Annotated in this window: 33 protein-coding genes and 2 tRNA genes; 8 read left to right on the forward strand and 27 right to left on the reverse strand. The window is 62.1% G+C overall.

The genetic code is table 11. From position 1 onward, the window contains the following. The first annotated feature begins 248 nt into the window (after window positions 1–248). Window positions 249–737, forward strand: coding sequence for an SAM-dependent methyltransferase (locus ABH15_RS00130; protein ID WP_128692348.1), 489 nt, complete (start codon window positions 249–251; stop codon window positions 735–737). 58 nt (window positions 738–795) lie between these two features. On the opposite strand, the gene ABH15_RS00135 is transcribed toward ABH15_RS00130, so the two are convergent. Next, window positions 796–1,122, reverse strand: coding sequence for an alpha/beta fold hydrolase (locus ABH15_RS00135; protein WP_164913587.1), 327 nt, complete (start codon window positions 1,120–1,122; stop codon window positions 796–798). Between ABH15_RS00135 and ABH15_RS00140 the strand changes: the two genes are divergently transcribed. Beyond that, window positions 1,121–1,282, forward strand: a complete 162-nt coding sequence (locus tag ABH15_RS00140; RefSeq protein WP_164913588.1) for a class I SAM-dependent methyltransferase — start codon at window positions 1,121–1,123, stop codon at window positions 1,280–1,282. The genes ABH15_RS00135 and ABH15_RS00140 overlap by 2 nt on opposite strands. A 254-nt stretch (window positions 1,283–1,536) precedes the next feature. Here the strand turns inward: ABH15_RS00140 and ABH15_RS00145 are convergent, their stop codons facing one another. Then, complete coding sequence (locus ABH15_RS00145) at window positions 1,537–1,839, reverse strand: DUF3303 domain-containing protein (RefSeq protein ID WP_128692351.1); 303 nt, start codon at window positions 1,837–1,839, stop codon at window positions 1,537–1,539. Window positions 1,840–2,188: 349 nt separating this feature from the next. Here ABH15_RS00145 and ABH15_RS13540 point away from each other — a divergent pair, with 349 nt between their 5' ends. Next, window positions 2,189–2,353 (forward strand): hypothetical protein, encoded by a 165-nt coding sequence (locus tag ABH15_RS13540; protein WP_164913589.1) that lies wholly within the window; start codon window positions 2,189–2,191, stop codon window positions 2,351–2,353. Between the two features lie 109 nt (window positions 2,354–2,462). On the opposite strand, the gene ABH15_RS00150 is transcribed toward ABH15_RS13540, so the two are convergent. Further along, complete coding sequence (locus tag ABH15_RS00150; protein WP_241647947.1) at window positions 2,463–2,735, reverse strand: GYD domain-containing protein; 273 nt, start codon at window positions 2,733–2,735, stop codon at window positions 2,463–2,465. 428 nt (window positions 2,736–3,163) lie between these two features. Between ABH15_RS00150 and ABH15_RS00155 the strand changes: the two genes are divergently transcribed. Then, window positions 3,164–4,636: a hypothetical protein gene (locus ABH15_RS00155; RefSeq protein ID WP_128692352.1), complete on the forward strand. Its 1,473-nt coding sequence runs from the start codon at window positions 3,164–3,166 to the stop codon at window positions 4,634–4,636. A gap of 120 nt (window positions 4,637–4,756) precedes the next feature. Here the strand turns inward: ABH15_RS00155 and ABH15_RS00160 are convergent, their stop codons facing one another. From ABH15_RS00160 to htpX, 7 genes are all read right to left on the reverse strand, one after another. Continuing rightward, entirely contained in the window at window positions 4,757–5,428 is a 672-nt protein-coding gene (locus ABH15_RS00160; protein ID WP_128692353.1) for a hypothetical protein, read from the reverse strand. An 87-nt stretch (window positions 5,429–5,515) separates the two neighbouring features. Continuing rightward, entirely contained in the window at window positions 5,516–5,920 is a 405-nt protein-coding gene (locus ABH15_RS00165) for a cupin domain-containing protein (RefSeq protein ID WP_128692354.1), read from the reverse strand. A gap of 270 nt (window positions 5,921–6,190) precedes the next feature. Continuing rightward, on the reverse strand, window positions 6,191–6,400 hold the full coding sequence (locus ABH15_RS13910) for a hypothetical protein (RefSeq protein ID WP_241647948.1): 210 nt from the start codon (window positions 6,398–6,400) through the stop codon (window positions 6,191–6,193). After that, on the reverse strand, window positions 6,388–6,627 hold the full coding sequence (locus ABH15_RS13915) for an FKBP-type peptidyl-prolyl cis-trans isomerase (RefSeq protein WP_241647949.1): 240 nt from the start codon (window positions 6,625–6,627) through the stop codon (window positions 6,388–6,390). Before ABH15_RS13915 ends, ABH15_RS13910 begins: the two co-directional genes overlap by 13 nt. A gap of 302 nt (window positions 6,628–6,929) precedes the next feature. Continuing rightward, window positions 6,930–7,003, reverse strand: a tRNA-Val gene (locus tag ABH15_RS00175). Window positions 7,004–7,006: 3 nt separating this feature from the next. Next, a tRNA-Gly gene (locus ABH15_RS00180) sits at window positions 7,007–7,077 on the reverse strand. 76 nt (window positions 7,078–7,153) lie between these two features. Continuing rightward, on the reverse strand, window positions 7,154–8,035 hold the full coding sequence (htpX, locus tag ABH15_RS00185) for a zinc metalloprotease HtpX (RefSeq protein WP_128692355.1): 882 nt from the start codon (window positions 8,033–8,035) through the stop codon (window positions 7,154–7,156). 150 nt (window positions 8,036–8,185) lie between these two features. Between htpX and ABH15_RS00190 the strand changes: the two genes are divergently transcribed. Both ABH15_RS00190 and ABH15_RS00195 read left to right on the forward strand, forming a co-directional pair. Then, window positions 8,186–8,950: a sulfide-dependent adenosine diphosphate thiazole synthase gene (locus tag ABH15_RS00190; RefSeq protein WP_128692356.1), complete on the forward strand. Its 765-nt coding sequence runs from the start codon at window positions 8,186–8,188 to the stop codon at window positions 8,948–8,950. A gap of 12 nt (window positions 8,951–8,962) precedes the next feature. Continuing rightward, window positions 8,963–9,619 (forward strand): putative phosphothreonine lyase domain-containing protein, encoded by a 657-nt coding sequence (locus ABH15_RS00195; protein WP_128692357.1) that lies wholly within the window; start codon window positions 8,963–8,965, stop codon window positions 9,617–9,619. Window positions 9,620–9,734: 115 nt separating this feature from the next. On the opposite strand, the gene ABH15_RS00200 is transcribed toward ABH15_RS00195, so the two are convergent. The 10 genes from ABH15_RS00200 to ABH15_RS00245 all read right to left on the reverse strand — a co-directional run bounded on the left by ABH15_RS00200 (window position 9,735) and on the right by ABH15_RS00245 (window position 15,572). Next, window positions 9,735–9,881, reverse strand: coding sequence for a 50S ribosomal protein L40e (locus ABH15_RS00200; protein ID WP_128692358.1), 147 nt, complete (start codon window positions 9,879–9,881; stop codon window positions 9,735–9,737). 72 nt (window positions 9,882–9,953) lie between these two features. Next, window positions 9,954–10,502 carry an RdgB/HAM1 family non-canonical purine NTP pyrophosphatase gene (rdgB, locus tag ABH15_RS00205; RefSeq protein WP_128692359.1) on the reverse strand — a complete coding sequence of 183 codons (549 nt, stop codon included), beginning with the start codon at window positions 10,500–10,502 and terminating at the stop codon, window positions 9,954–9,956. Continuing rightward, window positions 10,499–12,082: a bifunctional N(6)-L-threonylcarbamoyladenine synthase/serine/threonine protein kinase gene (locus ABH15_RS00210; RefSeq protein ID WP_128692360.1), complete on the reverse strand. Its 1,584-nt coding sequence runs from the start codon at window positions 12,080–12,082 to the stop codon at window positions 10,499–10,501. Before ABH15_RS00210 ends, rdgB begins: the two co-directional genes overlap by 4 nt. A 109-nt stretch (window positions 12,083–12,191) precedes the next feature. Next, on the reverse strand, window positions 12,192–12,344 hold the full coding sequence (locus ABH15_RS00215; protein ID WP_128692361.1) for a 30S ribosomal protein S27ae: 153 nt from the start codon (window positions 12,342–12,344) through the stop codon (window positions 12,192–12,194). A gap of 2 nt (window positions 12,345–12,346) precedes the next feature. Further along, complete coding sequence (locus ABH15_RS00220) at window positions 12,347–12,640, reverse strand: 30S ribosomal protein S24e (protein WP_128692362.1); 294 nt, start codon at window positions 12,638–12,640, stop codon at window positions 12,347–12,349. Between the two features lie 54 nt (window positions 12,641–12,694). Next, window positions 12,695–13,180, reverse strand: coding sequence for a GTP-dependent dephospho-CoA kinase family protein (locus ABH15_RS00225; protein WP_128692363.1), 486 nt, complete (start codon window positions 13,178–13,180; stop codon window positions 12,695–12,697). Next, on the reverse strand, window positions 13,180–13,386 hold the full coding sequence (spt4, locus tag ABH15_RS00230) for a transcription elongation factor subunit Spt4 (RefSeq protein WP_128692364.1): 207 nt from the start codon (window positions 13,384–13,386) through the stop codon (window positions 13,180–13,182). Before spt4 ends, ABH15_RS00225 begins: the two co-directional genes overlap by 1 nt. Beyond that, entirely contained in the window at window positions 13,373–13,954 is a 582-nt protein-coding gene (locus ABH15_RS00235; protein WP_128692365.1) for a DNA-directed RNA polymerase, read from the reverse strand. Before ABH15_RS00235 ends, spt4 begins: the two co-directional genes overlap by 14 nt. 5 nt (window positions 13,955–13,959) lie before the next feature. After that, the gene (locus ABH15_RS00240; protein WP_241647950.1) at window positions 13,960–14,340 is read right to left on the reverse strand and encodes a type II toxin-antitoxin system VapC family toxin; all 381 of its coding nucleotides are present in this window, start codon (window positions 14,338–14,340) and stop codon (window positions 13,960–13,962) included. Continuing rightward, on the reverse strand, window positions 14,337–15,572 hold the full coding sequence (locus ABH15_RS00245; protein ID WP_128692367.1) for a translation initiation factor IF-2 subunit gamma: 1,236 nt from the start codon (window positions 15,570–15,572) through the stop codon (window positions 14,337–14,339). Before ABH15_RS00245 ends, ABH15_RS00240 begins: the two co-directional genes overlap by 4 nt. Before the next feature lie 210 nt (window positions 15,573–15,782). Here ABH15_RS00245 and nikR point away from each other — a divergent pair, with 210 nt between their 5' ends. Continuing rightward, window positions 15,783–16,205 (forward strand): nickel-responsive transcriptional regulator NikR, encoded by a 423-nt coding sequence (gene nikR, locus ABH15_RS00250; RefSeq protein ID WP_128692368.1) that lies wholly within the window; start codon window positions 15,783–15,785, stop codon window positions 16,203–16,205. On the opposite strand, the gene ABH15_RS00255 is transcribed toward nikR, so the two are convergent. Next, complete coding sequence (locus ABH15_RS00255; RefSeq protein ID WP_128692369.1) at window positions 16,202–16,495, reverse strand: DUF2098 domain-containing protein; 294 nt, start codon at window positions 16,493–16,495, stop codon at window positions 16,202–16,204. The genes nikR and ABH15_RS00255 overlap by 4 nt on opposite strands. Window positions 16,496–16,550: 55 nt before the next feature. Between ABH15_RS00255 and ABH15_RS00260 the strand changes: the two genes are divergently transcribed. After that, entirely contained in the window at window positions 16,551–17,732 is a 1,182-nt protein-coding gene (locus tag ABH15_RS00260) for a YcaO-related McrA-glycine thioamidation protein (protein WP_128692370.1), read from the forward strand. Here the strand turns inward: ABH15_RS00260 and ABH15_RS00265 are convergent. The 6 genes from ABH15_RS00265 to glmS form a co-directional block, all read right to left on the reverse strand. Next, complete coding sequence (locus ABH15_RS00265; RefSeq protein WP_128692371.1) at window positions 17,726–18,703, reverse strand: histone deacetylase family protein; 978 nt, start codon at window positions 18,701–18,703, stop codon at window positions 17,726–17,728. The genes ABH15_RS00260 and ABH15_RS00265 overlap by 7 nt on opposite strands. 6 nt (window positions 18,704–18,709) lie before the next feature. Further along, window positions 18,710–21,304, reverse strand: coding sequence for an oligosaccharyl transferase, archaeosortase A system-associated (locus tag ABH15_RS00270; protein WP_128692372.1), 2,595 nt, complete (start codon window positions 21,302–21,304; stop codon window positions 18,710–18,712). A gap of 92 nt (window positions 21,305–21,396) precedes the next feature. After that, window positions 21,397–22,539 carry a glycosyltransferase gene (locus ABH15_RS00275; protein ID WP_128692373.1) on the reverse strand — a complete coding sequence of 381 codons (1,143 nt, stop codon included), beginning with the start codon at window positions 22,537–22,539 and terminating at the stop codon, window positions 21,397–21,399. Then, complete coding sequence (locus ABH15_RS00280) at window positions 22,536–23,639, reverse strand: DegT/DnrJ/EryC1/StrS family aminotransferase (protein WP_128692374.1); 1,104 nt, start codon at window positions 23,637–23,639, stop codon at window positions 22,536–22,538. Before ABH15_RS00280 ends, ABH15_RS00275 begins: the two co-directional genes overlap by 4 nt. Further along, the gene (locus ABH15_RS00285) at window positions 23,636–24,232 is read right to left on the reverse strand and encodes an acyltransferase (protein WP_128692375.1); all 597 of its coding nucleotides are present in this window, start codon (window positions 24,230–24,232) and stop codon (window positions 23,636–23,638) included. Before ABH15_RS00285 ends, ABH15_RS00280 begins: the two co-directional genes overlap by 4 nt. Continuing rightward, window positions 24,229–25,968: a glutamine--fructose-6-phosphate transaminase (isomerizing) gene (gene glmS / locus ABH15_RS00290; RefSeq protein ID WP_128692376.1), complete on the reverse strand. Its 1,740-nt coding sequence runs from the start codon at window positions 25,966–25,968 to the stop codon at window positions 24,229–24,231. Before glmS ends, ABH15_RS00285 begins: the two co-directional genes overlap by 4 nt.

Raw genomic sequence — 25,968 nt, forward strand, 5'->3', positions numbered from 1 at the left:
CCGATACGAGATAAACCTGATCTTTTCGGGCGGCCGCTGCCAACCTTCGGGATCGACGCTCTCTCCAGCGTCCCGTATCGAAGAGCGGGGTGCACAGGGATCGGGTACCTGCCGCATCCCTGCCCCGGGGCAGACTCATGGCCTTTTTCTCCTGCGACGCCCACCATTGATCCGATCGCGGCGACGGCATATCAGAAGGGCGAATCTGCTTTTCACCCGCCGGCGTGCAAGAGAGGAGGAGTACCGATATGGATACACGAGAATTCTGCGTAAAACCGGTAGGCGTCGTCCACGCCGGCGGGGAATCGTACTCGATCGAGATCGCCGAACCGTTCCGGCCTGCCCTCGCCGGCCTCGACGGGTTTGGCCATATACTCGTGCTCTGGTGGGCCGATCAGGTTGCCACCGAAGAGCTCCGGAGCGAGACCGTATGCAGAAAGCCGTACACAAAAGGCCCGGATACGATCGGGATCTTCGCCACCCGGTCGCCGGTCCGGCCGAACCCGATTGCCCTATCAACGGTTCCGGTTCTCGGGATCGATACCGCCGCCGGGATCATCGAAGTTCCGTTCATCGATGCCGACGACGGGACGCCGGTGCTGGACATCAAGCCCTACTTACCGGCAACCGAGCGTATCCGGGAGGTGAGAGTGCCTGCCTGGTCCGCTCACTGGCCGCAGTGGTACGAAGACAATTGGGGATTCGACTGGGCGGCGGAGTTCACCTTCGAGGACTGAACGTATCCGGATCACGTCCCGCACGGGAAGAGCATGGTCCCGGTTCAGGACATTTCGCTTACGCTCCGGGCCGAACCGGGTGGCGTACCCAGAAGTCGGCGAGCGCCCCGGCCATGCCGCCGACGTTCTGCATCTGCATCCCGTGCGCAGCGCCCGGGAGGATAAAAACCCGGACATCCGGGAACCACTCCAGAAGCAGCCGGTGCGTCTCCCCGAAACGTTCCCAGAGGGCGTTGCTTTCGCTCCCGAGGACGGCGAGAACCGGCTCGGACAACAGCGGTCGGAAAGAATCCGCGATGAGAGCACCGTGAATGAAGAGCGCGGGCTCACCGCTGCCCGTTACCTCGTACTCAAGCGTGATACCGTCTATAACCACGTTCTCCATGCGTCCTCCGTATCAGATCTGCCCCGGCATGACGGTGCTGGATGCGGGGTGCGGCTCCGGCGGTGAGGTGACGGCGATCGATATGCAGGAAGCGATGCTGCACGAGGCGGAGCGGCAGGCACGCAGAGCAGGCCTCACGAATGTCCGGTTCTCCGCATAGGGCTCGGCGAGATCCCGGCCCGGGAAGCAACACTCCAGGATCTCTTCGGAGCGCTGAAACCCGGGGGTCGTCTGCCGGTCGAAGAGAGGGATGGCTGCCCGCATTTCAGGATTTACGGCCTGAAAACCTTCCGGCGGCGGGGTGAGCCGGCAACCATCCCGCCTGTACGTCCCTCGGAGTCCGGGTTCGTTCTGAAGGGCAACGCCTCTCTGGGTGAACGTCTGAACGACAGAAAAAAGGGTGAAGAAACAGAGTTACTTCCCCGGCGCCGCCCGTTGGATACATTCAATACACTCGTCAACGGTCAGTACCGGCTTGATATCGAAGACGACGTAGGGTATCCATTTTAGTACTGCAGCGTACAGAGATTTTTCATCTGTCTCAGCAAACGCGTAGCCTGCGCTCGCGTCACTGCACGAGCCCCAGTCGGTTAATCTACCTTCTTTCAGGTCTGCCTTTACCATCTCAAGCATCCGCATCCAGAGCTTCGCCAGCTCCTCCTGATCGGTAGGCGCTGCCAGCGGATTCAGATGCCACCTCATGTAAAACCGGGCCATTCGTCTCACCCTCCGTTACGACCGTCTACTCTGCGGATTCCTGTCGCAATAAAAAATAGGGGAAATCATTCTCCCGAACAATCCCTGCTACCCTTTCAGAGTGCGTGCCCGATACGATTGGGCTACCATAATACTATCGGAGGTGCGGAGTGCATGCAGTTTTATCATCGTAGCCGTACGGTACAGCCCCGGGAAGCAGGCAGGATTTTTGTTTCGAGAATCCTACTTCTGCGCATTCTTTCATGCAACCGTGGAAACCGGCATACTGCAACAGTTCATGTTCATCCGCACCTCGCGGGAGCGTGCGAGAGCCCCGGAATTATATACGGTTACAACCAACCCCAACTACGTGGAACGACCAGACAGGAACCTGGGCTACCTGGGATTCGTAGGGTTCATCGGTATCTTTGGCATCATCGCCTTCACCATCACGGGGGATGCCGCGTATCTTGGCCTTATGGGGTTTTTTGCGTTCTTTTACTGGTTTACGTATCTTTTCAAAGATCGGGAATGATGCCGGAGGAGTGTTCGGGGACAGGCATGGCAGCCATCCCGCCTCTATCCTCCCCCGCGTTCCGGGGCATTCCCTGGAAGTGCATGTAAGACCTCGTCACCCACCCGGATCACGCCGGCCCTTTCGGGCTCGCTGCGTCCGCCGGTAGGGCGACGAGCGTCTCGATCTCCATCCGGTCGAGCCGCCGGAGAGCCATCTCCATCGCTGCTTTCTCGTCCGGGGCTTCGAAGAGCACGACGGTATCGTACCTCCCGAGCGTCCAGTAGATGCCGAGGTAGCGAACCCCTCCTTCCGTATCGGTCTCAATATCCTTCAGGTTCTCGGCAACAATCTCGTCGGTCAGCTTCTGTTTGAACTTCGCCAGTGCAATAAAGAGCATCATTCACCTCTTCCCCGCGTTTGGGCATTCCAGCATGCGAGAGCGAACCAGATAAAGGTAGTGTACTGGATCTGCACCCTTAAAGGGAGTTAAAAGCGATAATGACGAAGGAGGAGGGAGATTCTCTACGGCAGCGTGGCAGAAGCGAATTCCGACGCTCTCACAGATGCGGGGTTTCCCCTTCTCCCCTCCGTCCCCGGGTGACGGACGTGTTCCGGCTGTTACCGATAGACCGGAGGTGACACCGGACGAAACCCGGGCATCGGTAACCGTGCATCTGCTCTCCTCCGTGACGATCGGATTCAACCCGGAACAAGAGAAGGATCACTGTAAACATTGAGGATACGATGCACTCGCAGGGCAGGCGGAAGTATCCAGGCAAAGGTTTTTCTCGTGCAAAGGGTATTGCAATCGCAAAGGAGGGGAAGTATTTGAGACGTTATATAATACTCGCACTGATAGTAGCCGTGTTCGTAAGCCCTGCCCTTGCGCAGAACGAAACACCGGGCGACGTGGATGCGTTCCGGCAGGCGCTGGAACAGGACGGCTTCACCGTACAGGAAGGCGAGGTCGGATCCTTTGATTTCATTAAGCTCTATGAGGCGGGCGTGCTGCCGTCCGCGTACGGCAACAATCCCGCCACGAAGTACCTGATCTATTTCGTTCCGCCGGCCCCGGGCCGTGCGATGGACGAACGGATAGCAACTATTGCACGGGCGCTCGGTATGAGCGGGAACGCATCGTCCTTCTGGAACCTCGGTCCCGACGAGGCCGTCGTCTTCGTCGGAAAAACACCGCCGGAGTGCCGGTACTTCAGCTACGATCACTATCTCATAGGCAGGACGTATGACGGCGAGCAGCGGTGGATCTTTGCCAACATCGCCGATACGCTGAACAACCTGGTCATCAACACGGACGGCCCGCAGGGGGACCCGTACAACCGGACGACGATGATCGTCTCTACGGCCGATCGGGGAATCGACGAGCGTATCCGCACCGCCGCGAGATCGGCGGGATACCCGGACGGCATGATGAACACGCAGGTGTTCCCCGCATCCGTGCTGAATCTCGGCGTTGAGAACGACTCCGATACCTTCGCCGTATACATCCGTCCGGCTCTCTTTGCGGATCAGCAGGCCGGCGCCGGGTACACCAATGACACCCCGGCGACCGTCTTCCGCGTGACGCCGAAGAACACGACGGAGCCCGACCCGTATCCGTATCCGACTCTCCGGGTCCGCGGAACCGGGGAGACGGAGTTCGACCTCACGGACGACCTCGACGACCTCAGGGACGCTATCCTCGAGCGATACGGCAACCTGAGCGCTACGGAGCTGCCGACGGCTCGGGGAGTCCCGATAGGGAGCGATGCTATCCAGCGGGGGGTCGACGCCGTCGGCCCGACCAACGATGCAGTGTACTTATGGTCCGCAAACCAGACTGCCGATGTGCCGACGCCGCCGTTCTTCGACACCACGCAGTACTATGACTTCCTGCAGCAGCCCCCGATCACCCTCGGGAACGGCACGGACGAGTTCATCATCGTCTACGGAGTCAACCACGTAGCCACCGGGAAGGCGACGTACGCGAACTTCGCCCTCTACGGTGCGGACATCTGGAACGGCGTTGGATCGATCACCGACGTGGACTTCACCGGAACGGCTGAAGAGTACCTCCCGGACAACCCGAACGCACAGTACCTCTACGTCTACAAGATAGCGAGGAACTGCGAGGGAGAGCAGAACTGCTTCGCGGTTCCATCAGGCGTCGGAGGTTACGGCATCGAGCCGGATCAGCCGATCTTTATCGCGTGGAGGCTGTACCTGGAGAATGCCACAGCGACCGGGCCGTCCTACGCGGAGGTCGTGTACGACCGGGCGATAAAGTTCGGCCCGGAGAGTTAGGGTGAGCGGAACCGGGATGGGGAGAGCGAAAACCCCATCTCTTCATTTTTGACGGCGGGAATCACACCATGCCCGGTTGTTTCCATGAGGTCGCAGAGGAGGGGTAGGGTATGGTTCCCATCACCGCTGTTCTCCCGGCACCCGGCGGGCACGCCCGAAGACTACTCCCAGCAGGAGAAACACGACTATGGAGACACCGGCGTAGCCGATGATGCCAATATTACGGAGATTCATGTCGGCAAGGGGGACACCGACAAGTCCCGCGAGGCTCAGTACGCCGCTGACGATCATAAGCACCCGGACCGTCCTCTCCAATCGACCTCTCTTGAAGACAGGCGCGGCAAAGAGCATGGCGAGGGCAAAGAAGATGTCCCACGCAAGGATGTCCAGTGCATAGGCTACTGACGGCCACGTAAACGAGAAGAAGAGCGAACCCCACGGGAATCCTGCGGACTCGATCAGGTGGCTTACCGTGAGGATAACGAAGTGGACGCTGGAGGTGATACCCGCCATGAGGATCATGAACGCCAGCGCCGTGAGGCTATACATCCCGGCCTCAGGGGACGCATACGCATGCACGGCGACCATGACAACGACCATCAGTGGCGCGATGACGACGATGAGCGATTCCAGGATAGAGAAGTACGGATCGCCGATCGGATCCTGCGGCGACGCGAGCGAGAGAAAACCGAGAATCAGCGTAATCAGGTATGCGATCAGGAGGAAGGAGACACCCAGAGCCGCAGCTCGTCCTGCCATCCGATGGGTTCTCGTGAAACCTTCCTGCACCATGCCTGGCTCCGTTTATCACCGCAGTACCGATCGACCGGCTACAACATAAGAAAGGGGGATGGGGAGACGGTTATCCCCGGTGCGATCTCAGGCCGGAGGGGCGGGGACGACGAGGTACGTGGCGTAGCCGTCGCCGATGTTCCTCGTCACGTGACCCCTGCCCGAGGTGTCCTCGAGGAGGACGAGGTCGCCGGGCACGAACCGCCTGACCTCGCCGTCCGTCGTCTCCATCTCCACCTCGCCCGAGAGGAGGGCGAGGAACTGCCGGGCGGGAGCCGGGTGCAGTTCGCCGACCCAGCCGGGCTCGAAGGTGTAGAAGCGGTACTTCGACGCGGGCTTATCCTCGGAGACATAGAACGGGGCAGCGGGCGGCGCTGCCTGCACAAGACGCTGCTTTACCGTCACGCTGTCGAAGTGCGAGTCGCCCTGCTCGTCTGTAGAGATGCGGTGGTACGTCACCTGGCCCGGATTGAAGGAGAATATCTTCGTCATGGTTTCCCCCGGTGCGATCTGCGGGTCGGGATATGCTTCCCGACAGGATTACAGACTGCCGGGGGAGGGATAAAGGTTGCGACGGGGCGGTCGGGTGGGAGGAGGGATAGACTGCCGGGTTCATCGAGAGGGGAACCTTCGGGAGTTGGTTCTTGTCGCTCTGACCTCTGCAAAGCCCCGGCCGGTCGATCCGAAGACGCCGATATTCACGCCGCTTTCAATCCTCTAAAACGGTTCCCCCGCAGGTGCGATCAGGCGCAGGCCCGGGATCTAGTCGATACGGGAGAGGATCCCCTCGATCGTGATCGCGTAGGTAACCGTCTCTCCCGCAAGGGGGTGATTTCCATCAACGGTGACGCTTTTGTCGTCCACGTCGAGTACGGTTACCCGGCAGGGTTTTCCCAGCACCTCAACGGTGATGAACTCGCCGGGAACCGGTTCGTGGTCGAGTTTAAGCTTTCTGCGTTTTATCGTGACCACGAATTTCCGCCGGAACTTCCCGTAGGCCTTCTCCGGGGCAGCACCACGGCCACCGTCTCGCCCGGCTCTCTGCCGATCAGCGCCTCCTCAAAGAGGGGATTGATCTGCTTCGCTCCGAGGGTAACCCGGACCGGCTCGCCCGACCGCGTATCCTCGAAGATCTCGCCGTCGGGGCGGGTGCTGGTGAAGTGCAGGAGCAGGGTGTCGCCGTCCGTTACGGGTGCCATATGCTACCTGATCGGTTTGTCGGGGGGTACTTTAATGCACCGGGAGTACGGAGCGGCTTTGCCGTCTCTCCCGGAAGGCTTCCAGGCAAACGGAGTTTCCACGGCGGAGGAGGGCTTGTTCCACCACGCATCCTATCACTCGCGGTTCTCATTGTGCATGCCAGCGTAGCAAATATGGCCGACTTCAACCTGGCCGCTCGCTGTTTCAGGCTGCTCCCGACTCCAGTGCCGATTGTACTGATAGGGTTACTACCCGAAAACGGAAAATCGGAACGTAATCGCAAAAAGAACGCAAAAACCCATGGGCTCGCTGAGATTCGAACTCAGGATCTTCGCCGTGTGAAGGCGACGTCATGACCAGCTAGACCACGAGCCCTGATGCATCGACCGGGAATTGAACCCGGGCTATTGGCTTGGAAGGCCAAAGTCATACCACTAGACCATCGATGCGCTGCACAACGTGCCTACGTAGTTTGTCGGTGCCGGATAATAAAGGTTGAGATTATCGGAAGGGTTCCGGGGTGGATTAGTACCCCCGGACCTCCGACTCGAGCGCCTCGAGGGCGGCAACGCGCTTCTCGAGCGACGGGTGGGTGGAGAAGAGCTCCATCAGGGTGTTCCCCGAGAGAGCGGGGATGATGAAGAACGCGTTCGCACCCTCCACCTCCTGCTTCTTCTCGGCGGGGACGTAGTCCATCCTGCCGCTTATCTTCTGGAGCGCCGAGATCAGCGCCCGCGGGTTCCCGGTCATGTAGGCGCTGCCCCGGTCGGCCGCGAACTCCCGGTAGCGGGAGAGCGCCCGTATAAGGAGCGTGCTCATAACCCAGACCAGGATCGACGCGATGAAGACGACGATCAGCGCCCCGGCGTTGTTGTCGCGCCGGCCGAAGAGCCCGATGAAGAACCAGTTGCGCATCACCAGGAACGCAAGCATCGAGATGAAACTCGCGAGCGTCAGGGTCAGCATATCCCGGTTCTTGACGTGGGAGAGTTCGTGGGCGAGCACGGCCTCGAGCTCCTCTTTCGAGAGGATGCGCATGATCGAGTCCGTCACCGCAACCACGGCGTTGTTGTAGTTCCGCCCGGTCGCGAACGCGTTCGGGACGGGGGATGCCATAATCCCGATCTTCGGCATCGGCAGGCCCGCCTCGGTCGCGAGACGCCGCACCGACCGGTGGAGGTCGGGGTACTCGTCCTCCTCGACGATGCGGGTGCCCGTACTCCAGAGCACGAGCTTGTCGGAGAAGAAGTACTGGGCAAACGCCATCCCGGCCGCGACGATCAGGAGGAACTCGAAGCTGAATCCTAGAGCGGATAAGACGCCCAGGAAGATCAGATAGACGATGAGCAGCAGGAACGACGTCAGCGCCATTCGTGCGGTCAGCCCAAAGTCACGGGTCCATTTCATATCGAGCTACTGTTAGACGGGAGGCATATTAATACATCCGCCCATGAATCCGGAAACGGACGGAAATGCTCACCCCGAGAGCCGCCGGGGCGTATCCGCGCCACTGGCATTATTAGGAGACAGCGTCAACAGATAAGCGAGGAAATCCGGATGGACCTTGATGAAGTGACAATCAGCAGAGCCATCGTACAGGAGCAGAGCAGGGTGCTCCTCGAGTACATGGAGATGGACGTTGCAATCGTCGGCGGCGGCCCTTCCGGCCTTGCCTGCGCCGCACTCCTCGGTGAGCGGGGCATCAAGTGTGCGCTCATCGAGAAGAAACTCAGTATCGGCGGCGGGATGTGGGGCGGGGGCATGATGTTCCCCCGGATCGTCGTCCAGGAAGAGGCCCGGCGGCTGCTCGACCGGTTCGGCATCGCCTACCGCGAGCACGCCCCCGGCTACTACGTCGCGAGCTCCGTCGAAGCCGTCTCGAAACTGACCGCCGCGGCCTGCAGCGCCGGCGTCGAGTTCTTCAACCTCACCACCGTCGAGGACGTCATGGTCAAGGGCGACGGGCGGGTGAGCGGCCTTGTCATCAACTGGACGCCCGTCGAGATGGCGGGACTGCACGTCGACCCCTTCACGCTCGCCTGCTCGTATACGATCGACGCCACCGGCCACGACGCGGTCGTCGCCCGTCTCGTCGAGGCGAAAGGCACCGACCTCGCGGTGAAGGGCGAGGGGTTCATGTGGGCGGGCAGAGCCGAAACCAACATCATCCGGCACACCCGCGAGATCTACCCGGGTCTCGTCGTCACCGGCATGGCCGCGAACGCCGTCGCCGGCGAGAACCGGATGGGGCCGATCTTCGGCGGCATGCTGCTCTCGGGAGAGTTCGCCGCCGGGCTCGTCGCAGAACGGCTCGGGAGATAACCGGAGGCTACCATGACCACCGGGACTGATGAAGCGGCAACCTTCGCCGACCTGGCCTACGGGATCTTCGAGATCGTCCTCAACCGCGAGCTCTCTCACGCGGGAGCACCGCTCTTCGAACGGGTCGAGAGCGGGCAGGAGTTCCGCGCCGACCTCGAGGCGATCTTCGCCGGGTTCGCCGAGGACTACCCCGAGCTCGCCGGTGCACTGACGAGCCGGTTCGGTTCGACCGAAGCCATATACGAGCTCCTCCTCGCCGGGGAAGGCGTCACGCCCTCCAAGACCACGCAGATGTACTGGATCGTCGAGGACGCCCCGAACGCCGGATGCAGCCCTGTCGACGACGAACTCGGCGGCAAATGGCTCATCTTCGCCGAACCGGCCGACGCGGACGAGGCGTGGCGGCGCGTCCGGAACGAGACCGCCGCCGGACGGCTCGGCACCTCGGCGCGGGTCAGCACCGCAAAAGAGAACCCCGACGCCCGCGACAACCGGACGGTCATCTACGTCTACACCGCCGACTGGCGGGACGAGGCGGACGTCATGCGGGTGCGCGAGCGGCTGCGCGAACTCGGGTTTGTCGACCGGCTCGGCTACAAGCGCAACATCGAGACCTACCAGGGCGAGTACAGCGAGAAAGGGAAGAAAGTCACGTTCTACAGTGCGTGACGCTCCCGCAAAGGCTCGAAAAAGAGAGTGGCTGATCCACGGAGAAGAATCCGGGGAGGCCTGTCCTTATTTTCCGTATCGTTCCGGCTCTCCGGCGTCTACCGGGCGTCAGGGATTATGCCTTCCGCTCTTTCGACTTTGCCCGGAGGTTCTCGTATCCGCACTTGCGGCAACGGGTTGCGCGGATTGCGTTCCGTGCATTGCATTTCATGCAGATCTTTACATTGAGTAACCGTGCTTCTGCTTCAGCGAATCGTGCCATGAATCAAACACCACTTGTCAGTTTACTACTATTCGTTCTCTGAACTTTTAACAGTTCTGTCGGTATGCCGGCCTATCCGGCGAGCGTGCCTGCCAGCCACTCGCTGAACAGAGCGAGCGCCCGCGCCCGGTGCGAGATCCGGCTCTTCTCGGCGAGCGGGATCTCGGCGAGCGTCCGGCCTTCGTACTCGAAGATAGGATCGTAGCCGAACCCCGCATCCCCGCGCGGCTCGACGATGGTGCCCGGGAGCACCCCGCGGAAGATCCGGATCCCCCGCTCGTCCGCATACGCGATCGCCGTCTCGAAGTGCGCGTTCCGGTCGGCTTCGCCCGCCATCAGCTTCAGAATCCCGGCATTGCCGATAGTGCCGGCGACGTAGGCGGCATACGGCCCAGGGAACCCCCGGAGAGCGTCGACACAGAATGCCGTATCGTCGACGATCAGCGGGCGGCGCAGAACCTCGAAGGCATACCGCGCCTTCTCGCGGGCGATCTCCCCGACATCGTCGGCGCGGTACTCCGGGCACTCGAGCGGGACGTGCTCGGCCTCAAGCAGCCCTGCAAAGGACGCGGCGACCTCGCGTGCCTTGTGCGGGTTGCTCGTCACCACCGCAAGCTTCAGAGGTACCGCCCCCGGAGCTCCACCTCGCGCTCGCGGGCGAGCACCTCGCCGGCACCAGGAAAGACTCCTGCATACCCCCGAGCGAAGGCCGCTTTCAGTTCCTCGTGCTCGTCGGTCGTGCTCTCGAGCGTCTGGAAGAGGACGTGCAGATCGACGCCGCGGCTCTCAAGCTCGGCCGAGACGTGGGCGAGCCCGAAATCGATCAGCACGCACCGGTTATCTTCGAAAATCATATTGCTCGTCGTGAGATCGCCGTGGATGATCCCGGCGCCGTGAAGCCTGCCGACGGCGACCCCGGCGAGCCGGAGCGTCTCTTCGCTCATCGCGTACTTCAGCACGTCGCCCTCGACCCGCTCCATCACGATGGTATCGGCGGTGACATCCCGGATGACTGGCGTCCGCACCCCCGCCCGCCGGGCTGCCGCAATAAGCCGCGCCTCGGCACGCGTCCGTTCGGTAATCAGCCTTCGATCGAGGAGCTCGTTCCGGTAGCGCTTGCTGACCCGGCGCTTGGCGACGTCGCCGCCCTGCACCTCGACGACCGCCTCAGCCCCGCGGAGGGGGCCGCCTTCGAGCGTGAGCCCCCGGACGGCCTCGCCGGGCTCGGAACGCCAGACGACCGGCACCTCGTCGGCGCGGTAGCCGGGCCGGACCTGCGACTCCTCGATCGGGAGCAGGGCGCCGTGCTCGAGCATCACCCTGCCGGTATAGGCGATCATCGCCCCGTTATCGCCGAGGTACGTCCGCTCAGGCACCGCGAAGCGGGCACCGCGGTCTTCGCACATCTCGCGCAGCATCTCCTGGAGACGGCTATTCGCACCGACCCCGCCGACGAGGAGCACCTCGTCCTTCCCGGCGTGGGCGAGCGCCCGCTCCGTCACCTCGACGCACATCGCGAACCCCGTCTCCTGCAGCCCGTGGCAGACGTCCTCGATCGGCGCCTTGCTCTCCTGCGCCGCACTGATGAGACCGGAGAACGCGAGGTCCATCCCTTTGACCGTATACGGGAGTTCGATATAGTTCCCGTCCCGGGCGAACCGTTCGACCACCGGCCCGCCGGGGTGCGGAAGGCCGTGGCTCCGGGCGAACTTATCGAGGGCGTTCCCGATCCCGATATCGAGCGTCTCGCCGAAGATCCGGTACCTGCCGTTCAGGTACCCGAGCACCTGGGTATTCGCCCCGCTCGCGTAGAGGACGATCGGGTCGTCAAACCCGGTCGCCCACCGCCCGATCTCGACGTGCGCCACGCAGTGGTTCACGCCGACGAGCGGCAGGTCGAGGGCGAGCGAAAGCGCCCGGGCCGCGGTCGCAACGGTGCGCAGGCACGGCCCGAGCCCCGGCCCCTGCGAGAACGCTATCGCCTGCAGGTTTTCAGCGGCAGGCAGGACGCGGGCGATCACCTCCCGCATCACGGAGGCATGGTGCTGCGCCGCCTCGCGGGGATGAATCCCTCCGGTGGGAGGAGCGTACGGTGACGAGTGGAGCGCGACGAGGTCGTCTCCAAAAACAGCGGCGCTGAGGTTCCATGCTGTGCCTTCAAGTCCCAGCACCTCGCCGACCGGCGGCTTTAATTCAGGCATGAAACGGCCGATTGCTCCTATGGATTACTTATGAAAGACTGGTTATTCAATCGCCAGACCCGGTGAAAAGGTTCACACGTTGTTCCTGGAGACCGAGCCTCTCTGGTATCTACTTGTTAAATTCGGTATAGCCGCACTTGCCGCAGGCGCTGCGGTCAGGGTGCGCCGCCATCAGAACGCCGGGGCCGCACCGGGGGCAGTGCCGCTTCTGCAGGACTGCGCGGTCGCCCTCGACCGTGTAGCACGCTGAACGCTTCGCCATATTCAGGCCTCACTCTCGCCGGCGGCGGCTCCCCGCTTGAGCAGGTACTCGCGTTCGGTCTGCAGCTTGCTCTCTTCGGAGTCGTAGATCCGGGCAACGCCGGTCGCTTCCATCTTCCCGAAACGGGTCTTTAACGAATCGATCACGACCAGGTTCTCGTTCTTGTTCTGGAGCGCGGCAATCTTCTCGAGGATAATCTTCCGGGACGGGGTTGCGCCTTCGTAGGTAAGGGTAAACGCAAGCTCCCGCCGGTTTAACAGTTCGTTCCTCGCATCACGTGTGAATTCAAACTCCATCGGTATCCCTCAAATATTGTAGACATATTTATTTAAAACATAGGGCTCACCGGCTCATCCGGTGACGAAGAGGCGGAGCAGGGATGCCGCCTCTTCTTTCGCCTTCGCATCGACGATGCGCAGGACGACGCCCTCTCCGGGCTGGCCGTAGAGAACGGCCGAACCGATCGGAGCCGCGATCACCATCGGGATCACCCCGAGGTCTTCCTCGCCGTCGACGACAATGAGCCGTGGCGGATCGGCGACCGCTTCCTCGATCGCCGTAATGAGCTCGCCGGTTATCATCCCTGCAGGGTTCCAGGCGCCCACCCTCCGGCTCCGGAGGAGAGGCGACCGGGTGACGGGTGTCCGCATCGTAAACCCGTCGATAACGGCAACGTCGGGGGTGATGCCCAGTTTCACGAGGTTCTGCGTGACGACATCCCCGACGACGTAGATCTTCCGGCCTTCAAGCGCGGGGAGAAGGCCTGCGATGTCGGGATAGAGGACACCGAAGGGCTTTTTGAAACAATCCCGATGCTCGTCCGGAAGCCTGTACATCAGCGGACCTTCAGGGCGTACCGTCCGGCCATGGTGATCTTCATCTTCTTTGCGATCTCCGAGTGCTCGGGATCGATGATCACCAGGTAACCAGCCCAGTCTTCGCTTAAATTGGACGTTCCGCAGATCACGCAGGCCTCGCCGTCGACGACCCGGTGACACTCCCTGCAGACCCGCAGCTGCTTTTTGGCCTTACGCACCGCCATGGGCACCACTCCGCTCCTTCTCCCGCTCGAGCTCCTCTTCCAGCCACTTCTCGGTGCCAAGCCCGGACTGCCGCATGGTGAGGCCGATCTTGCTCTCCCGGGGCTCCCGCTCGTTCAGCGAAAGTGCCACGATACGTGCCCGGACACCGTCGCCGACCGCGATGTAGCGTTTCGACTCCTGGCAGATCAGGCGGGCGTTCTTCTCGTCGTAACTGATGTAGTCGTCGGAGATCTGGCTCACGTGCAGCATCGCGTCGATAGGCCCGAGGCTCACGAACGCACCGAAACTGGTCGTCTCGACGACCTGCCCCTCGATGACCTCCTGCAGGGCGAGGCGGAGCACCAGCGCTTCGAACCGGACGTCGTAGTATACCGCCCCGTCCCCGGGGATCAGTTCTCCCTGGCCGACGTTCAGTATCTTCGTGACGGCAATGTAGATGCCGATCTCTTTTGTAATGCTTCCTTCGAGCTGCTCCTGCAGCACATTCAGGATAACTTTCTCAAGATCCTCACCGAGGCGGCTCGGGGGAACCCGAACCTTATCCTCCAGCGTCATTTTGAAATACATGTTATCTATCCCCGGATCAATTCCAGCGTCTTCTGTTTTCTCATCGTAACGACGGCGATACCCAGGCGGAGCAGGGTCTTTCTGAGATTTCTGTCGTTGGTGACAACGATGCAACCTTCCCGCTCGGCATACTCGACCATCCGTTCGTCGACGTACCGGCGGTCGCTCATGCTCGGGACGATCGTCGAACGGCCTGCCATGGCAAGGCCGATACGTGCGGCGGCAGCGTCTTTCCCGCGGCCCCGGGCGAGGCCCGAGAGCTCGGCGACCACATCTTCGAGCGTAACCGCGTCATAATCTCCGACAAGCATGCGGAGCTCGTCATAGATGTCGATGCCAAACTGTCCCGGCATCATCAGGGCGTTGGCGTCCAGCAGTACTTTCACTCGGTCAGGACTCCCATGCCGATCAACCGCCATCGTCCCCCTACCTGCCGGCTGATGGCAATGCGTGCACCGATCTCCGCACAGACCGGCCGCTTGAGCAGAACCTCGATCGTGTCTTTCTTCGTGTTCACCACGACACCGACGGTCACCGCCGTGCCGACGGAGAGCATGAGCGGTTCTTTATGCTTCAGCGGTTCGATGAGCTGCTCGCTGTCGGAACCGACGACGCGGTCCATCAGCGTCACCTCGAACTTCATCCTCTCCCAGACGGGAGGCAGTTTATCGACGTGCCCGGCCACCTGTCCCGCAAGCGTGTCGCTCTTCGTGAGAGACGGATCGAGTTTCGTCGCGAGACCAAGCAACCCGCCCGGCGTCGCCTCGGTGACCTTGATAGAACCGGCGTTGATGGAGGTGACCTTCGTCGTTATCGGTTCCCACTTCGTCCGGTTCTCGACCTGGAGCTGCCGGCCGGGCCGGATCTCGATATCGTCGCCCTCTTTGAGAATACCCCGGGTCAGCGACCCGCCGATAACGCCGCCCTTCACATCCCGCCAGCTGCAGCCGGGTTTGTTGATATCGAACGACCGTGCGATGAGCATGATCGGTTCGTCATCGGGGTTCCGCTCGGGTTCGGGGATCGTCTCGTCGAGAGCCTGGATCAGGGCGCCGATATTGATCCCCTTCTGTGCCGAGACCGGGATGATCGGAGCGTTCTCCGCGATGGTGCCCCTCACGAACTCTTTTATCTGCTGGTAGTGCGCCACCGCCTCGGTCTGGGAGACGACATCGATCTTATTCTGGACGATGACGATATTCTGTATCCCGATCAGTTCAAGCGCCATCAGGTGCTCTTTCGTCTGGGGCTGGGGACAGGCCTCGTTAGCGGCGATAACGAGCATCGCTCCGTCCATGAGTGCCGAACCGGAGAGCATCGTCGCCATCAGCGTCTCGTGGCCGGGTGCATCCACGAAAGAGACTGTCCGGAACGCCTCTACCTTCGACCCGCACTTCGGGCACTCCGGGGTGCTCACATAGGCATCAAAGCCCTCGCACCCCTCGCACCGGTAAAATGTGGCGTCGGCATACCCGAGTCGGATGGAGATACCTCGCTTGATCTCTTCACTATGCCTGTCCGTCCAGACTCCCGTCAATGAACTGACAAGCGTGGTCTTGCCGTGATCGACATGACCTACAAGCCCAATATTGACACCCGGAATGTGTACATCACGCAAAAGTACTCGAACCTCCTTACTCTATATATGGTGACACTACTTATACATAATCAGTGATGGTTATCGAATCGCTCCCTTTTATGAATTACACGTTTTCCTGATCTACTCCATACAACAACGCGAGAGGAAACATACTTCGTATGAAAAATCTTGCCGAAACGAGGGAAAGTTTAAACATTGCGTACGAGTAATACAACAGTGAACACGAGTATGACAGGTGATGCAGAACTATCACGAATCGGGATCTCGCTTCCGAAGAACCTGCTTGACAAATTCGATGAAATTCTGACCCTTCGGGGATATTCGTCCCGTTCGGAGGGGATACGGGATTCAATTCGGAGTTATATCACGCACTACCAGTGGATCTCCGATGTCAAGGGCGAACGCCAGGGCGTCATCACCATGGTCTACGACCACGACCAGCGGGGACTCCTGCAGACGCTCACCGAGATCCAGCACGACTACGCGGGGATCATCCAGGCTTCGCTCCACTCGCACGTGACGCATAACAAATGCCTGGAAGTCATCCTGATCCGGGGCGACGGAACGGAACTCAAAAATATCGCCGAGAAACTGATGTCGCAGAAAGGAGTGGAATCGGTCAAGCTGACGACGATTCCGATCGCCGATTAACCGCCTCCTTCGCAGCTCTGGTCGGTGGTCACCCAGGCCTCTTTGAGCCTCTCCGCAAACTCTTTTTCCTGCTCGACGAACGTATCGATATTCCGCTCTTCTTCGTGTCTCCGCTCGACGGGACCCGCCTGCCCGATGACAACGAGCTCGTCCACCAGGTAGAAGAGATGGGTGCTGTCGAGCTCGGCGTACTGTCTGCCGTCTATCTCCGCGAGCGCGAGGACGGTACCCGACGTCCCCGTCCGGGGATACCGCACCGGAATACCGACTGCAACCTCGTCAACCTTCATACGGTAGGATCTAATCTGCTAAACTATAAATGATCCCCTTGCCTGATCTGTACCAATGAAGTGCACCATCCGGCAGGTTCAGAAGCGCTACTTCGACGGTACGCACCGGTTCAAATCCCCCGAGGAGACATACGCCGATATCGCCCCGCTGATGGATCAGGCAGGGGTCACCGAGGTCGTCGATATCACCCACCTCGACCGGCTCGGCATCCCGGTCTACTCCGCCTCCCGGCCGAATGCCGCTCCGGGATCGGTCAGGGTGCATGCAGGGAAAGGGAAGGAGCCTATCCACGCGGAGGTCTCCGCCATGATGGAGGCGCTCGAACGCTACTGTGGCGAGTACCGCGGCGACCGCATGGATTACGCGACCTACGGGGAGATGGGCATTCACCGGGCGGTCGACCCCGAAGACCTCCTCATCCCGCGCCGGATCGGGCAGCATGAGAAGATCCACTGGACTCCCGGGTGGGACATCCTGAACGACGAAGAGGTCTACCTCCCGAGCAACGCCGTCTTCCACCCCTACGACACCCTCGGCATGACGACGCCGATCTTCCGGAGCGATACGAACGGGCTTGCCTCCGGGAACGTCCTCGAAGAGGCGATCCTCCACGGCATGCTCGAGGTGATCGAACGGGCTGACTTAAGCATCGCCGAAGAGCGCCGCTCGCTCGGTCGGCGCCTCGTCATCGGGCACGACTGCCCGGCGCGGGAGGTTATCGACCGGTTCGAGGAGAACGGCATCGAGATGCACCTCTGGCTGCTTGCGGGGAAGACAGGGATCCCGACGGTTGCCGCGGCGGCGGACGATACCGTCACCCGCGACCCCGCCATGCTCGTCATGGGCTCGGGGACGCACACCTGCCCCGAGATCGCCGCGCTCCGTGCGGTCACCGAGGTGGCGCAGAGCCGGGCGAGCTACCTGCAGGGCGGCCGTTCGGATCCGCAGCGCGAACTCTTCATGCAGAAGGTCGGCTACGACCGGTTCAAGCGGATCAACAAAATGTGGTTCTGCGAGGCAGAATCCGTCGATATCGCGGATCTGCACGATTACAGCACCCCGTACTTCGACGAAGATATCAGGCGGACCCTGCAGGAAGTCGGCGAGCACGCGGACCGCGTCTGCGTCTGCGATCTCTCCCGGACACCGGTGCCGGTCGTCAGGGTCGTCATCCCCGGGTTCGAGGTCTCGCATATCGATAAGGATCGGCGCCGGCAAGCTCCCCGAAATCAATAAAACTGCACTTTTTTCAGGATGGAGACGATCTCATCCGTCGCATGCCGGACGGGCTCCGTCTCCGCCCCCGCAAGGTCGGTACGCCTCCCCTGCAGGGCACCGAAGATGTTCCGGATCGCTTCGCCATGGCTGGGCCCGTATCCCCCTTCGAGGACGAGGGAGAGGGGCATATCAATTTCGTCGATCAAAAGGCCGGTCAGTACCTGAAAGTCCGAAGGAACGAGCAGCATCCGGCCGTGCTCGTCGTCGAAGAGGGGATCCTGGCCTGCCGAGACGATCAGAACGTCGGGTCTGAAGCGGTTGATCGCGGGAATGAAGACGTCCCGGAAGACGGCCAGGTAGTCGGCGATGGTCGAACCCGGCAGGAGCGGGGCGTTGAGCGTATACCCCCGCCCCCGGCCGGCGCCGACCTCGTCCACCCATCCGGTCTTCGGAAAACTGTCCGCCTCGTGGACGGAGCAGTACAGCACCCGGTCGCTGCCGTAAAAGATTGCCTGGGTGCCGTTCCCGTGGTGCAGGTCCCAGTCGAGGATCGCGACGCGGTCGACGGATTCAAGCGCCCGTGCCGCCGCCACCGCGGCGTTGTTGAAGATGCAGAACCCCATCGCCCGATCGGCCTCGGCGTGGTGGCCGGGCGGGCGCACCAGGGCAAAACAGTGTTCTCCATCGAGCGACCGGTCTACCGCGAGCGAGGCCGAACCGGCGGCGTAGGAAGCCACGTCGAAGGACTGGCCGGTGACGTAGGTGTTCGCGTCGAGGTAGTAGGTTCCGCTCGTAAACTCACGGATCCACCGGACGTGCTGGGGGCGGTGAACCCGCTCGAGGTCGGCAACCGACGCCCTGACCGGGTCGCGCCACTTCAACCCGTCCGGGACGCCGGAGAGCACCGTCCGGAGACGGGCGCCGGACTCGGTGTGGTGCTCCATGTCGTGGCGGGCAAACACATCACCGTAAACTACCGAGCACCTCATCGCACGTCAGTTGATAGAGCTCCCCTGCAGGATAGCATCTTCGGTGACGTCGAACGTGAGCGTTGTCCCGGCGATCCGGTACGGTCCGGTCGCCTTCACCTCGCCCTGCCCGCCGGTCGTGGCATACGGAACGACAAACGTACCGTTGACGCTCTCCTGCCGGTAGGTGAAGGTTCTGCCGGTGTTGGTGACGATCGGAACCTCGATCGTGCCCTCGCCCGCGATCGTCGCACCCGGGACGTACTCGAAGATCTTGACGTACTTGATGCCGGCCGGATAGCCGGAGAGGCCGAGCGGGGACTCGTGGACGAGCCGATAGTGCTGCAGGGCACTCACCCGTCCGGTCGGGGCATTAATAGTGGTGCTGACGACCGTCGCGTGCGACCCTGCCGGTGCGTTCTTATTGAACGCCTCGACGGCCGCGCTGGCTGCAGACGCATCCATCATCTGCGAACTCGTGATCACGGGAAGAGAGGTTCCGGCAAGGCCCGCGTCGCGGTACTCGACATAGAAGACCGACGAGGGTTCGGCCATCGAACCGTCGAAGTTGTGCAGCCGTGAAACCATCGTCTCGTAGTAGTTCTGGTTGAAGGGTGCGACGGCGGTGTAGGAGGTCGACCCCGGCGCCGACGGCATCAGGAACTGCGGTTGGAAGGGTGTTACGCCCGCCGTGGCGTTCGCCCAGGTGGCCATCGCCCAGAACTTCCCGGTATCCATCTCGATATCGGTGATGACGTAGCGGACACCGAGCAGATCGGAGATCTCGTTCGCGGTCTCTTCGGAGGTCGCGGTGAAGTAAGCCGCCGCTCCGTACTGCCCGGCGACGCCCCGCTGGAACGGATTGGCGGTTGGGATCCGTTTCGAGATGAAGGTTATCCAGTGGCCGTAGTCCCACCAGGAGATCACGCCGTAGGCCTCCTCCGGGTAGGTGTAGGAGTTCGTGTCGATCGCGTAGTAGTCGACGCCGGTCTCGGGAGTGTTCTCCCCGAACCAGGCGAGCGACTCCTGCCACTGCGAGTTCATGCTGCCGTAGTGGGCGCTCGAGGAGAGGGCGATATCGCTCATCGTGGAGGAGGCGGCGAAGAGGAGACCGACGGCGACGACCACCGCCACCGCTCCGACCTTCAGGTAGTCGGGCTGGTGCTTTGCGGCGGCTTTCGGTTTCTGCGGTTTTGCTCCCTTCTGCCCCTTCTTCGAGGGCTCGGCAGGGGTATTCCCACCGTCCGGTGCCGGGGGAGACGGCTCCGTTCGGGCACCGACGAGACGGCGGATCTCCGGCCACCCGGCATCCACGACAAAGCCGATGAAGATCGCCGAGAGGAGCGCGATGTTTGCGGCGAGGTAGTACTCGTATCTGATGTGGGCGATCGTCGAGTAGAGGATGATCACCGACCAGATGAGGACGAAGACCTGTGCGGGATGCTCTTCGCGCCGGTTCCGGTAGAGGAGCGCCGCAAATCCGCCGACCATCAGCAGGAGGCCCCAGTGGAACGTCCGCCAGGCATCGTCGAAACTCCATGCCCGGGCTTCCTGGACGGTCGTCGTGATCGCCTGCGAACCGAAGAATGCACCGATGCTGCCCATGATGATATTAAAGAAGTCAGGAGCGGCGGCAAAGACGGCGAGCAGCCCGACAACGGCGATCCCAACGATGGAGAGGGGGTAGAGGAACTTCTGCTTTCCCTGCAGGTACGCGGCAAGGCCGTACAGGAGGAACGTGCCGACGATCACGAGGAGGTAGGCGATGACGTGCATCATCGAGTACTGGGAGAGGCTGAAACCCGGATGCGGCATCCCGAAAACGAACATCCCGAGGATAGCGACGCCGAAGACCACCAGGTTCAGAAACGCCAGGTACTCGCCCGTCCTGCCGCGGTAGTAGTCCCAGATGAACTGCACGAGCGTAAAGAGCCCCACGATCAGGGCGAAGAGCACCATCGTCGGCATCGTGTAGAGGCCGAGAAGGTAGGCGATCCCGGCGAAAGCCGCAAGGAGAGCGGGCTTTTTGAGCGTCTCGAACTTCCGGATATCGAACTCCGGGCTTCGGACGGCACCAAGCGCGACGATATACGCCAGGACGAAGAGCGTCGCGAAGAGCACCTCCGCGATGTGGTGGTCGACGAACCCGAAGAGCGACCGGTAGACGTACTGCCCTGACACGACGGCGATCAGGCCTGCCGAGAGGAGACCGGTCTTCCAGTCCGCCATCTTCGCGCCGAGGCCGTACATGACCGGCACCATGGCCGCGGCCATCAGCGGCGGGACCCAGGAGGCCACGACCATGATATCGGGGCGGGCGCTAGCACCTGCGAGGATCGAGAGCGTCGAGATGATGTAGATGAAGAGCGGACCCCAGTAGACCGTCTCCCCGTGCGGGAAGTGGGTCATCGCGTCGAACCAGGCATAGCCGGGGTAGTTCGCGATCGTCTGCTCGACCTGCCGGAGATTGTACCAGGGATCGTTTCCGAGGAGATCGACCCCGGCGGCGGTGATCATCTGATCCGCGGCGATAACCCGTATCCAGAGCGCGAACACGGAGAAGATGATGAGTAATGCGATAATGATATACGTCCGGTACTTAGTCAGTTCTGCTCGAGCCATCAGACCCTCCTTCTGTCACGTTTCTGTTTCTCTGTACACCGTTAATAAAGTTGGCCTGTTGCCGGAGTGTCGCGACCGAAATCGGGCTTAATTCAGGCGGAACCCGTAATTCTCTCGAATATCTCCTCAAATGCTGCAGCTTTGTTCCGCCAGCTGTGTTCGCTGACAAGGGCATCGTAGCAGACAGGCCTTTCTGCAATCTCGAGGACTTTCGAAGCGAATTCGTCCGGCGTCCGGTAGATGAAGAGATGCTCACCGCCCATCCGGATCATGTCGGGGATCGGTGTTGAAAGAATGGGTTTACCGCAGGCCGAGTACTCGAAGTACTTGTTCGGGAGAGCGATATCGATCCACTGCGGCGGTGAGAGCGGGACGGTGCAGAGATCCATCGGTGCGATGTAGGCAGCCATATCCCGGTACGCGACCGCCCCGGTGAAGACGACCCGGTCCGCGATACCGAGCTCCCGTGCGAGTTCCTTGAGTTCTTCCGAGTAGTTCGTGAAGAGCGACCCGCCGACGATCAGGAGGTATGCGTCCGGCCGGGCGGCGAGAACCCGCCGGAATGACCGGATAACCTCGTCGAGAGCATACCACCGCTCGATTGCACCGGCAAACCCGAGGACGAAGGCATCTTCGGGGATATCGAGGGAGGAACGCATCGCCCGGCCGTCCATGGGGCGGAAGAGGTCGGTGTTGACACCGTTCGTGATCAGCTCGGCCGTATACCCGTAGCGCCGGAGTTTCTCAACGAGCCCGGGGGAGACCGTCGTGATGAGATCGCTCCGGTCGAGGTTGTAGCGGGTGATCGCGAGCACGCCGCTCCGGAGCGCCCACTGCAACGCGGGGTTCTTGTAGTAGGCCGCCGCGGAGTCGGGGAACCAGTCCTTGAGATCGAAGATGACCGGGACATCGTACTTCTTCGCGGCGTGGATCATCGCCGTCCCGGCGAGGACGTGAGCACCGACCACCACGTCGATATCGTTCTCCCGGATGATATCGCGGAGCACCCGGTAGTGGTGGGGAGCGTTTAAGGTATAGTGGAAGAGCGGGCTTTCGACCGGGTACTTCGTCGCCTCGTGGACGACCAGCCTCGTCTCCCGTTCAGGGCCGCGGCTGACGTGGAAGTGCGGAACGTGCACCTCGTGGCGGATAGCGAGCTCCTCGAAGATATTGTGATGCCGGGAGGGGATCGGGTGGTGGATGTAGTCCTGGGTCGAGACGAGAAGGATCTTCATGGGTTGTCACTGATAGACTTCAGGCTTGCAGCAATGCGGGCGAGGTCGTCGTCCGTCACCAGCGGGTGGACGGGGAGACTCAGCACGGAGGCCGCGAGCCGTTCGGAGACGGGACAATGGCAGCCTTCCGCCACCTCCCGGTAGACGGGCTGAGCGTGGATCGGGATCGGGTAGTGGACGGCGCTCCCGATCCCCTCCTCGTGCAGGCGCTGCATCAGGTCGTCCCGCGAGAGCGGGAACGACGCCGGCACCGTGACCACGTACTGGTGGTAGACGTGCCGCACGCCGTCCATGCGGTGCGGCGGGAGAAGGCCGCTTTCGCGGACGCACCGGTCGAGGGCGGCGGCATTATGGATCCGCCGCTCGTTGAAGCCTTCGAGCCGCGAAAGCTGGACGAGGCCGACGGCGGCGCCCATGTCGGTCAAGCGGAAGTTGTAGCCGATGGCGGTGTGCAGGTACTTTCTGCTCTGGCCGTGGTTGATGTAGAGCCGGACCCGCTCGGCGAGCGCGGGGTCGTCCGTCGTGACCATGCCGCCTTCACCGGTGGTCATGTTCTTTGTCGGGTAGAACGAGAAACACCCGAAGTCGGCGAAGCCGCCGACCCTTTTGCCGCGGTAATCGGCGCCGTGCGCCTGCGCCGCGTCCTCAATCAGGAGGAGGCCGTGGTCGTCGCATATCTCGCGGAGCGGTCGGACGTCGAAGGGCTGGCCGTAGAGGTGGACACCGACAACCGCCTTCGTATCGGGGCGGAGCGCCTCAAGGACGGCATCGGGGTCGAGCGTGAACGTCCGCTCGTCGACGTCGGCAAAGACCGGAGCCGCTCCGGTCATCGAGACGCTCGTCGCGGTCGCGATGAACGAGAACGACGGGACGACGACCGAGTCGCCCGCCCCGATACCGGCCGCGAGGAACCCGGCGTGGAGAGCGGTCGTGCCGTTGCTGGTCGCGACCGCGTGCCGGACATCGGAGTATTCGGCGAATCGGCGCTCGAACTCCGTGACTTTCGGGCCGGAGGCGATCATTCCGGATCGCATCACCTCCGCGACCGCGGCGATCTCCTCCTCCCCGAGATAGGGTTTTGCGACGGGGATGTACGTCATCGCCGCTCCGCACCGGGAGGGAGGTCTCTGAACCGTGCCGGCGACCCGACCGCGAGCGTCCGCGGCGGGACGTCCTTCGTCACCACGGCACCGGCGGCGACGAACGCCCCTTCGCCGATCGTGACGCCGGGGACGATCGTCGCGTTCGCCCCGATGACGGCATCGTCGCCGATCACCGGCCCCTCGAGCGGGACCTTGCCGCTCGGCGGGTAGCGGTCGTTGGTGAGAACGGTGTTCGGGCCGATGAAGACCCGATCGCCGATACGGGTGTCGGTCGGGATGTAGACCATGCTCTGGAGCCGGACATCGTCGCCGATCACCGCACTCCCCTCGATGATCGCGCCCGTTCCGATAGCGACGCGATCCCCGATCGTCGTCTTCTCGCGGATCAGCACGTTGTGACCGGTCTGGAAATCGTCGCCGATCGTGACGTCGCAGTAGATGATCGTCCCCGAACGGAGGACGGCATTCTTCCCGATCACCGCTCCGGGGAAATCCTGCTGATCCATACGCTCCCTCGACGGGAACCCTATCGACACGGGTTCGAATATCCGTGCGCCGGGGCCGATGGTGTTTCTGCCGTAGTCAGTCATTCGACGGTCACGCTCTTTGCCAGGTTCCGGGGCTTGTCGATATCGCACTGCAGGGCGCAGGCAGTGTGGTACGAGAGGAGCTGCAGGACGACCGAGGTCGTGAGCACCTGCACCATCGGGTGGGTATCGGGGATCGGGATGAAGATATCCACGATCTCCTCGAGCTCCGAATCGCCCTTCACCCCAAGGGCGATGATCGGCGCCCGGCGTGCCTTCATCTCCTTGATATTCGAGACCATCACGGGATAGGTGGCACCCGGCGGGCAGACCGCGACCACCGGGGTCTCCGGCGTCAGCAGGGCGAAGGGCCCGTGCTTCAGTTCGCCGGCCGCGTAGCCCTCGGCGTGGATGTAACTTATCTCCTTCATCTTGAGGGCGCCCTCGAGCGAGACCGGATAGAACGGCCCCCGCCCTACGAAGAAGACGTGCTCCGCCGTCCGGCAGAGAGCAACGGCATCCGCCATATCCTGCAGGAGCACCTCGTCGATCGCGAGGTGGGCGTGCGCGAGCATATCGTCGAAGGCGCCGTCGCACCGGATGTTCACGATCTGCATCAGCGCCGCGAGCTGGGCTATGTAAGACTTCGTCGCCGCGACGCTGATCTCGGGTCCCGCCCGCATCATCAGGGTTGTATCGGCGATCCGGGTGACGGTGCTCCCCTGCACGTTGGTGATCGCGAACGTCGGGCAGTTATGGGCTTTGGCCATCTTGAGGGCGGCCATGGTATCCGCGGTCTCGCCCGACTGGGTCACGGCGATGACGAGGCCGCGGAGCGGCGGCGGGTAGTACTTGAACTCCGAACCGAGTTCGACGCGGATCGGGATATTGCAGAGCGGCTCTGCCAGGTACTTGAAGATCAGCGCCGTGTGGTACGACGTCCCGCAGGCGACGAGCGTGATCTCCTCGGCGCTCCGGATCACCTTCCGCACCGCATCGTCGACGCCGACGCGGATCGTCTCGTAGAACGCCTGCGGCTGCTCGAAGATCTCTTTGAGCATGAAGTGGGCGAACCCGCCTTTCTTAGCATCCTCGACGCACCAGTTCACGAGCTCGATCTCGCGCTCAACCTTCTCGCCCTCGTGGTAGACCTGGACGCCTTCCGGCGTTATCTCGGCGATATCCCCGTCTTCGAGGAAGACGATACGCTCGGTGTGCTCGAGGAGCGGCGTCATATCCGACGCGGCGAAGAGCTCGCCGTCGCCGATGCCGAGCACCAGGGGGCTCGCGTCGCGGGCGGCGACGATCCGGTCGTCGTGCGCGGAGACCGCGAGGATTGCGTAGGAGCCCTTCAGGAACGGCACCGTCTTTCTGACGGCCTCGAGGAGATCGCCGGTGTACTGCTCCTCGAGGAGGTGGACGATCACCTCGGTATCGGTCTCGGAGCGGAAAGTATGCCCGCGTTCGAGGAGCTGCTTCTTGAGCTCGATGTAGTTCTCGATAACCCCGTTGTGGACGAGCGCGAGCCTCCCCGTGCAGTCGGTATGCGGGTGGGCATTGACGTCGTTCGGCTCTCCGTGCGTCGCCCACCGCGTATGCCCGATCCCGACGGAGCCATGCAGCGTAACGGCGCCCGACTCGCTCTCCGAGATCCGCCCGCGCTTTTTAAAGAGATCGATGTCGCTCCCCACCGTAGCGATGCCGAACGAGTCGTACCCACGGTATTCCAGCCTCTTCAAACCCTGAATCAGGAGCGGGGTCGCTTCCCGCCTTCCTATGTAACCCACGATTCCGCACAT

The organism is Methanoculleus taiwanensis, assembly GCF_004102725.1.
Taxonomy (GTDB): Archaea; Halobacteriota; Methanomicrobia; order Methanomicrobiales; family Methanoculleaceae; genus Methanoculleus_A; species Methanoculleus_A taiwanensis.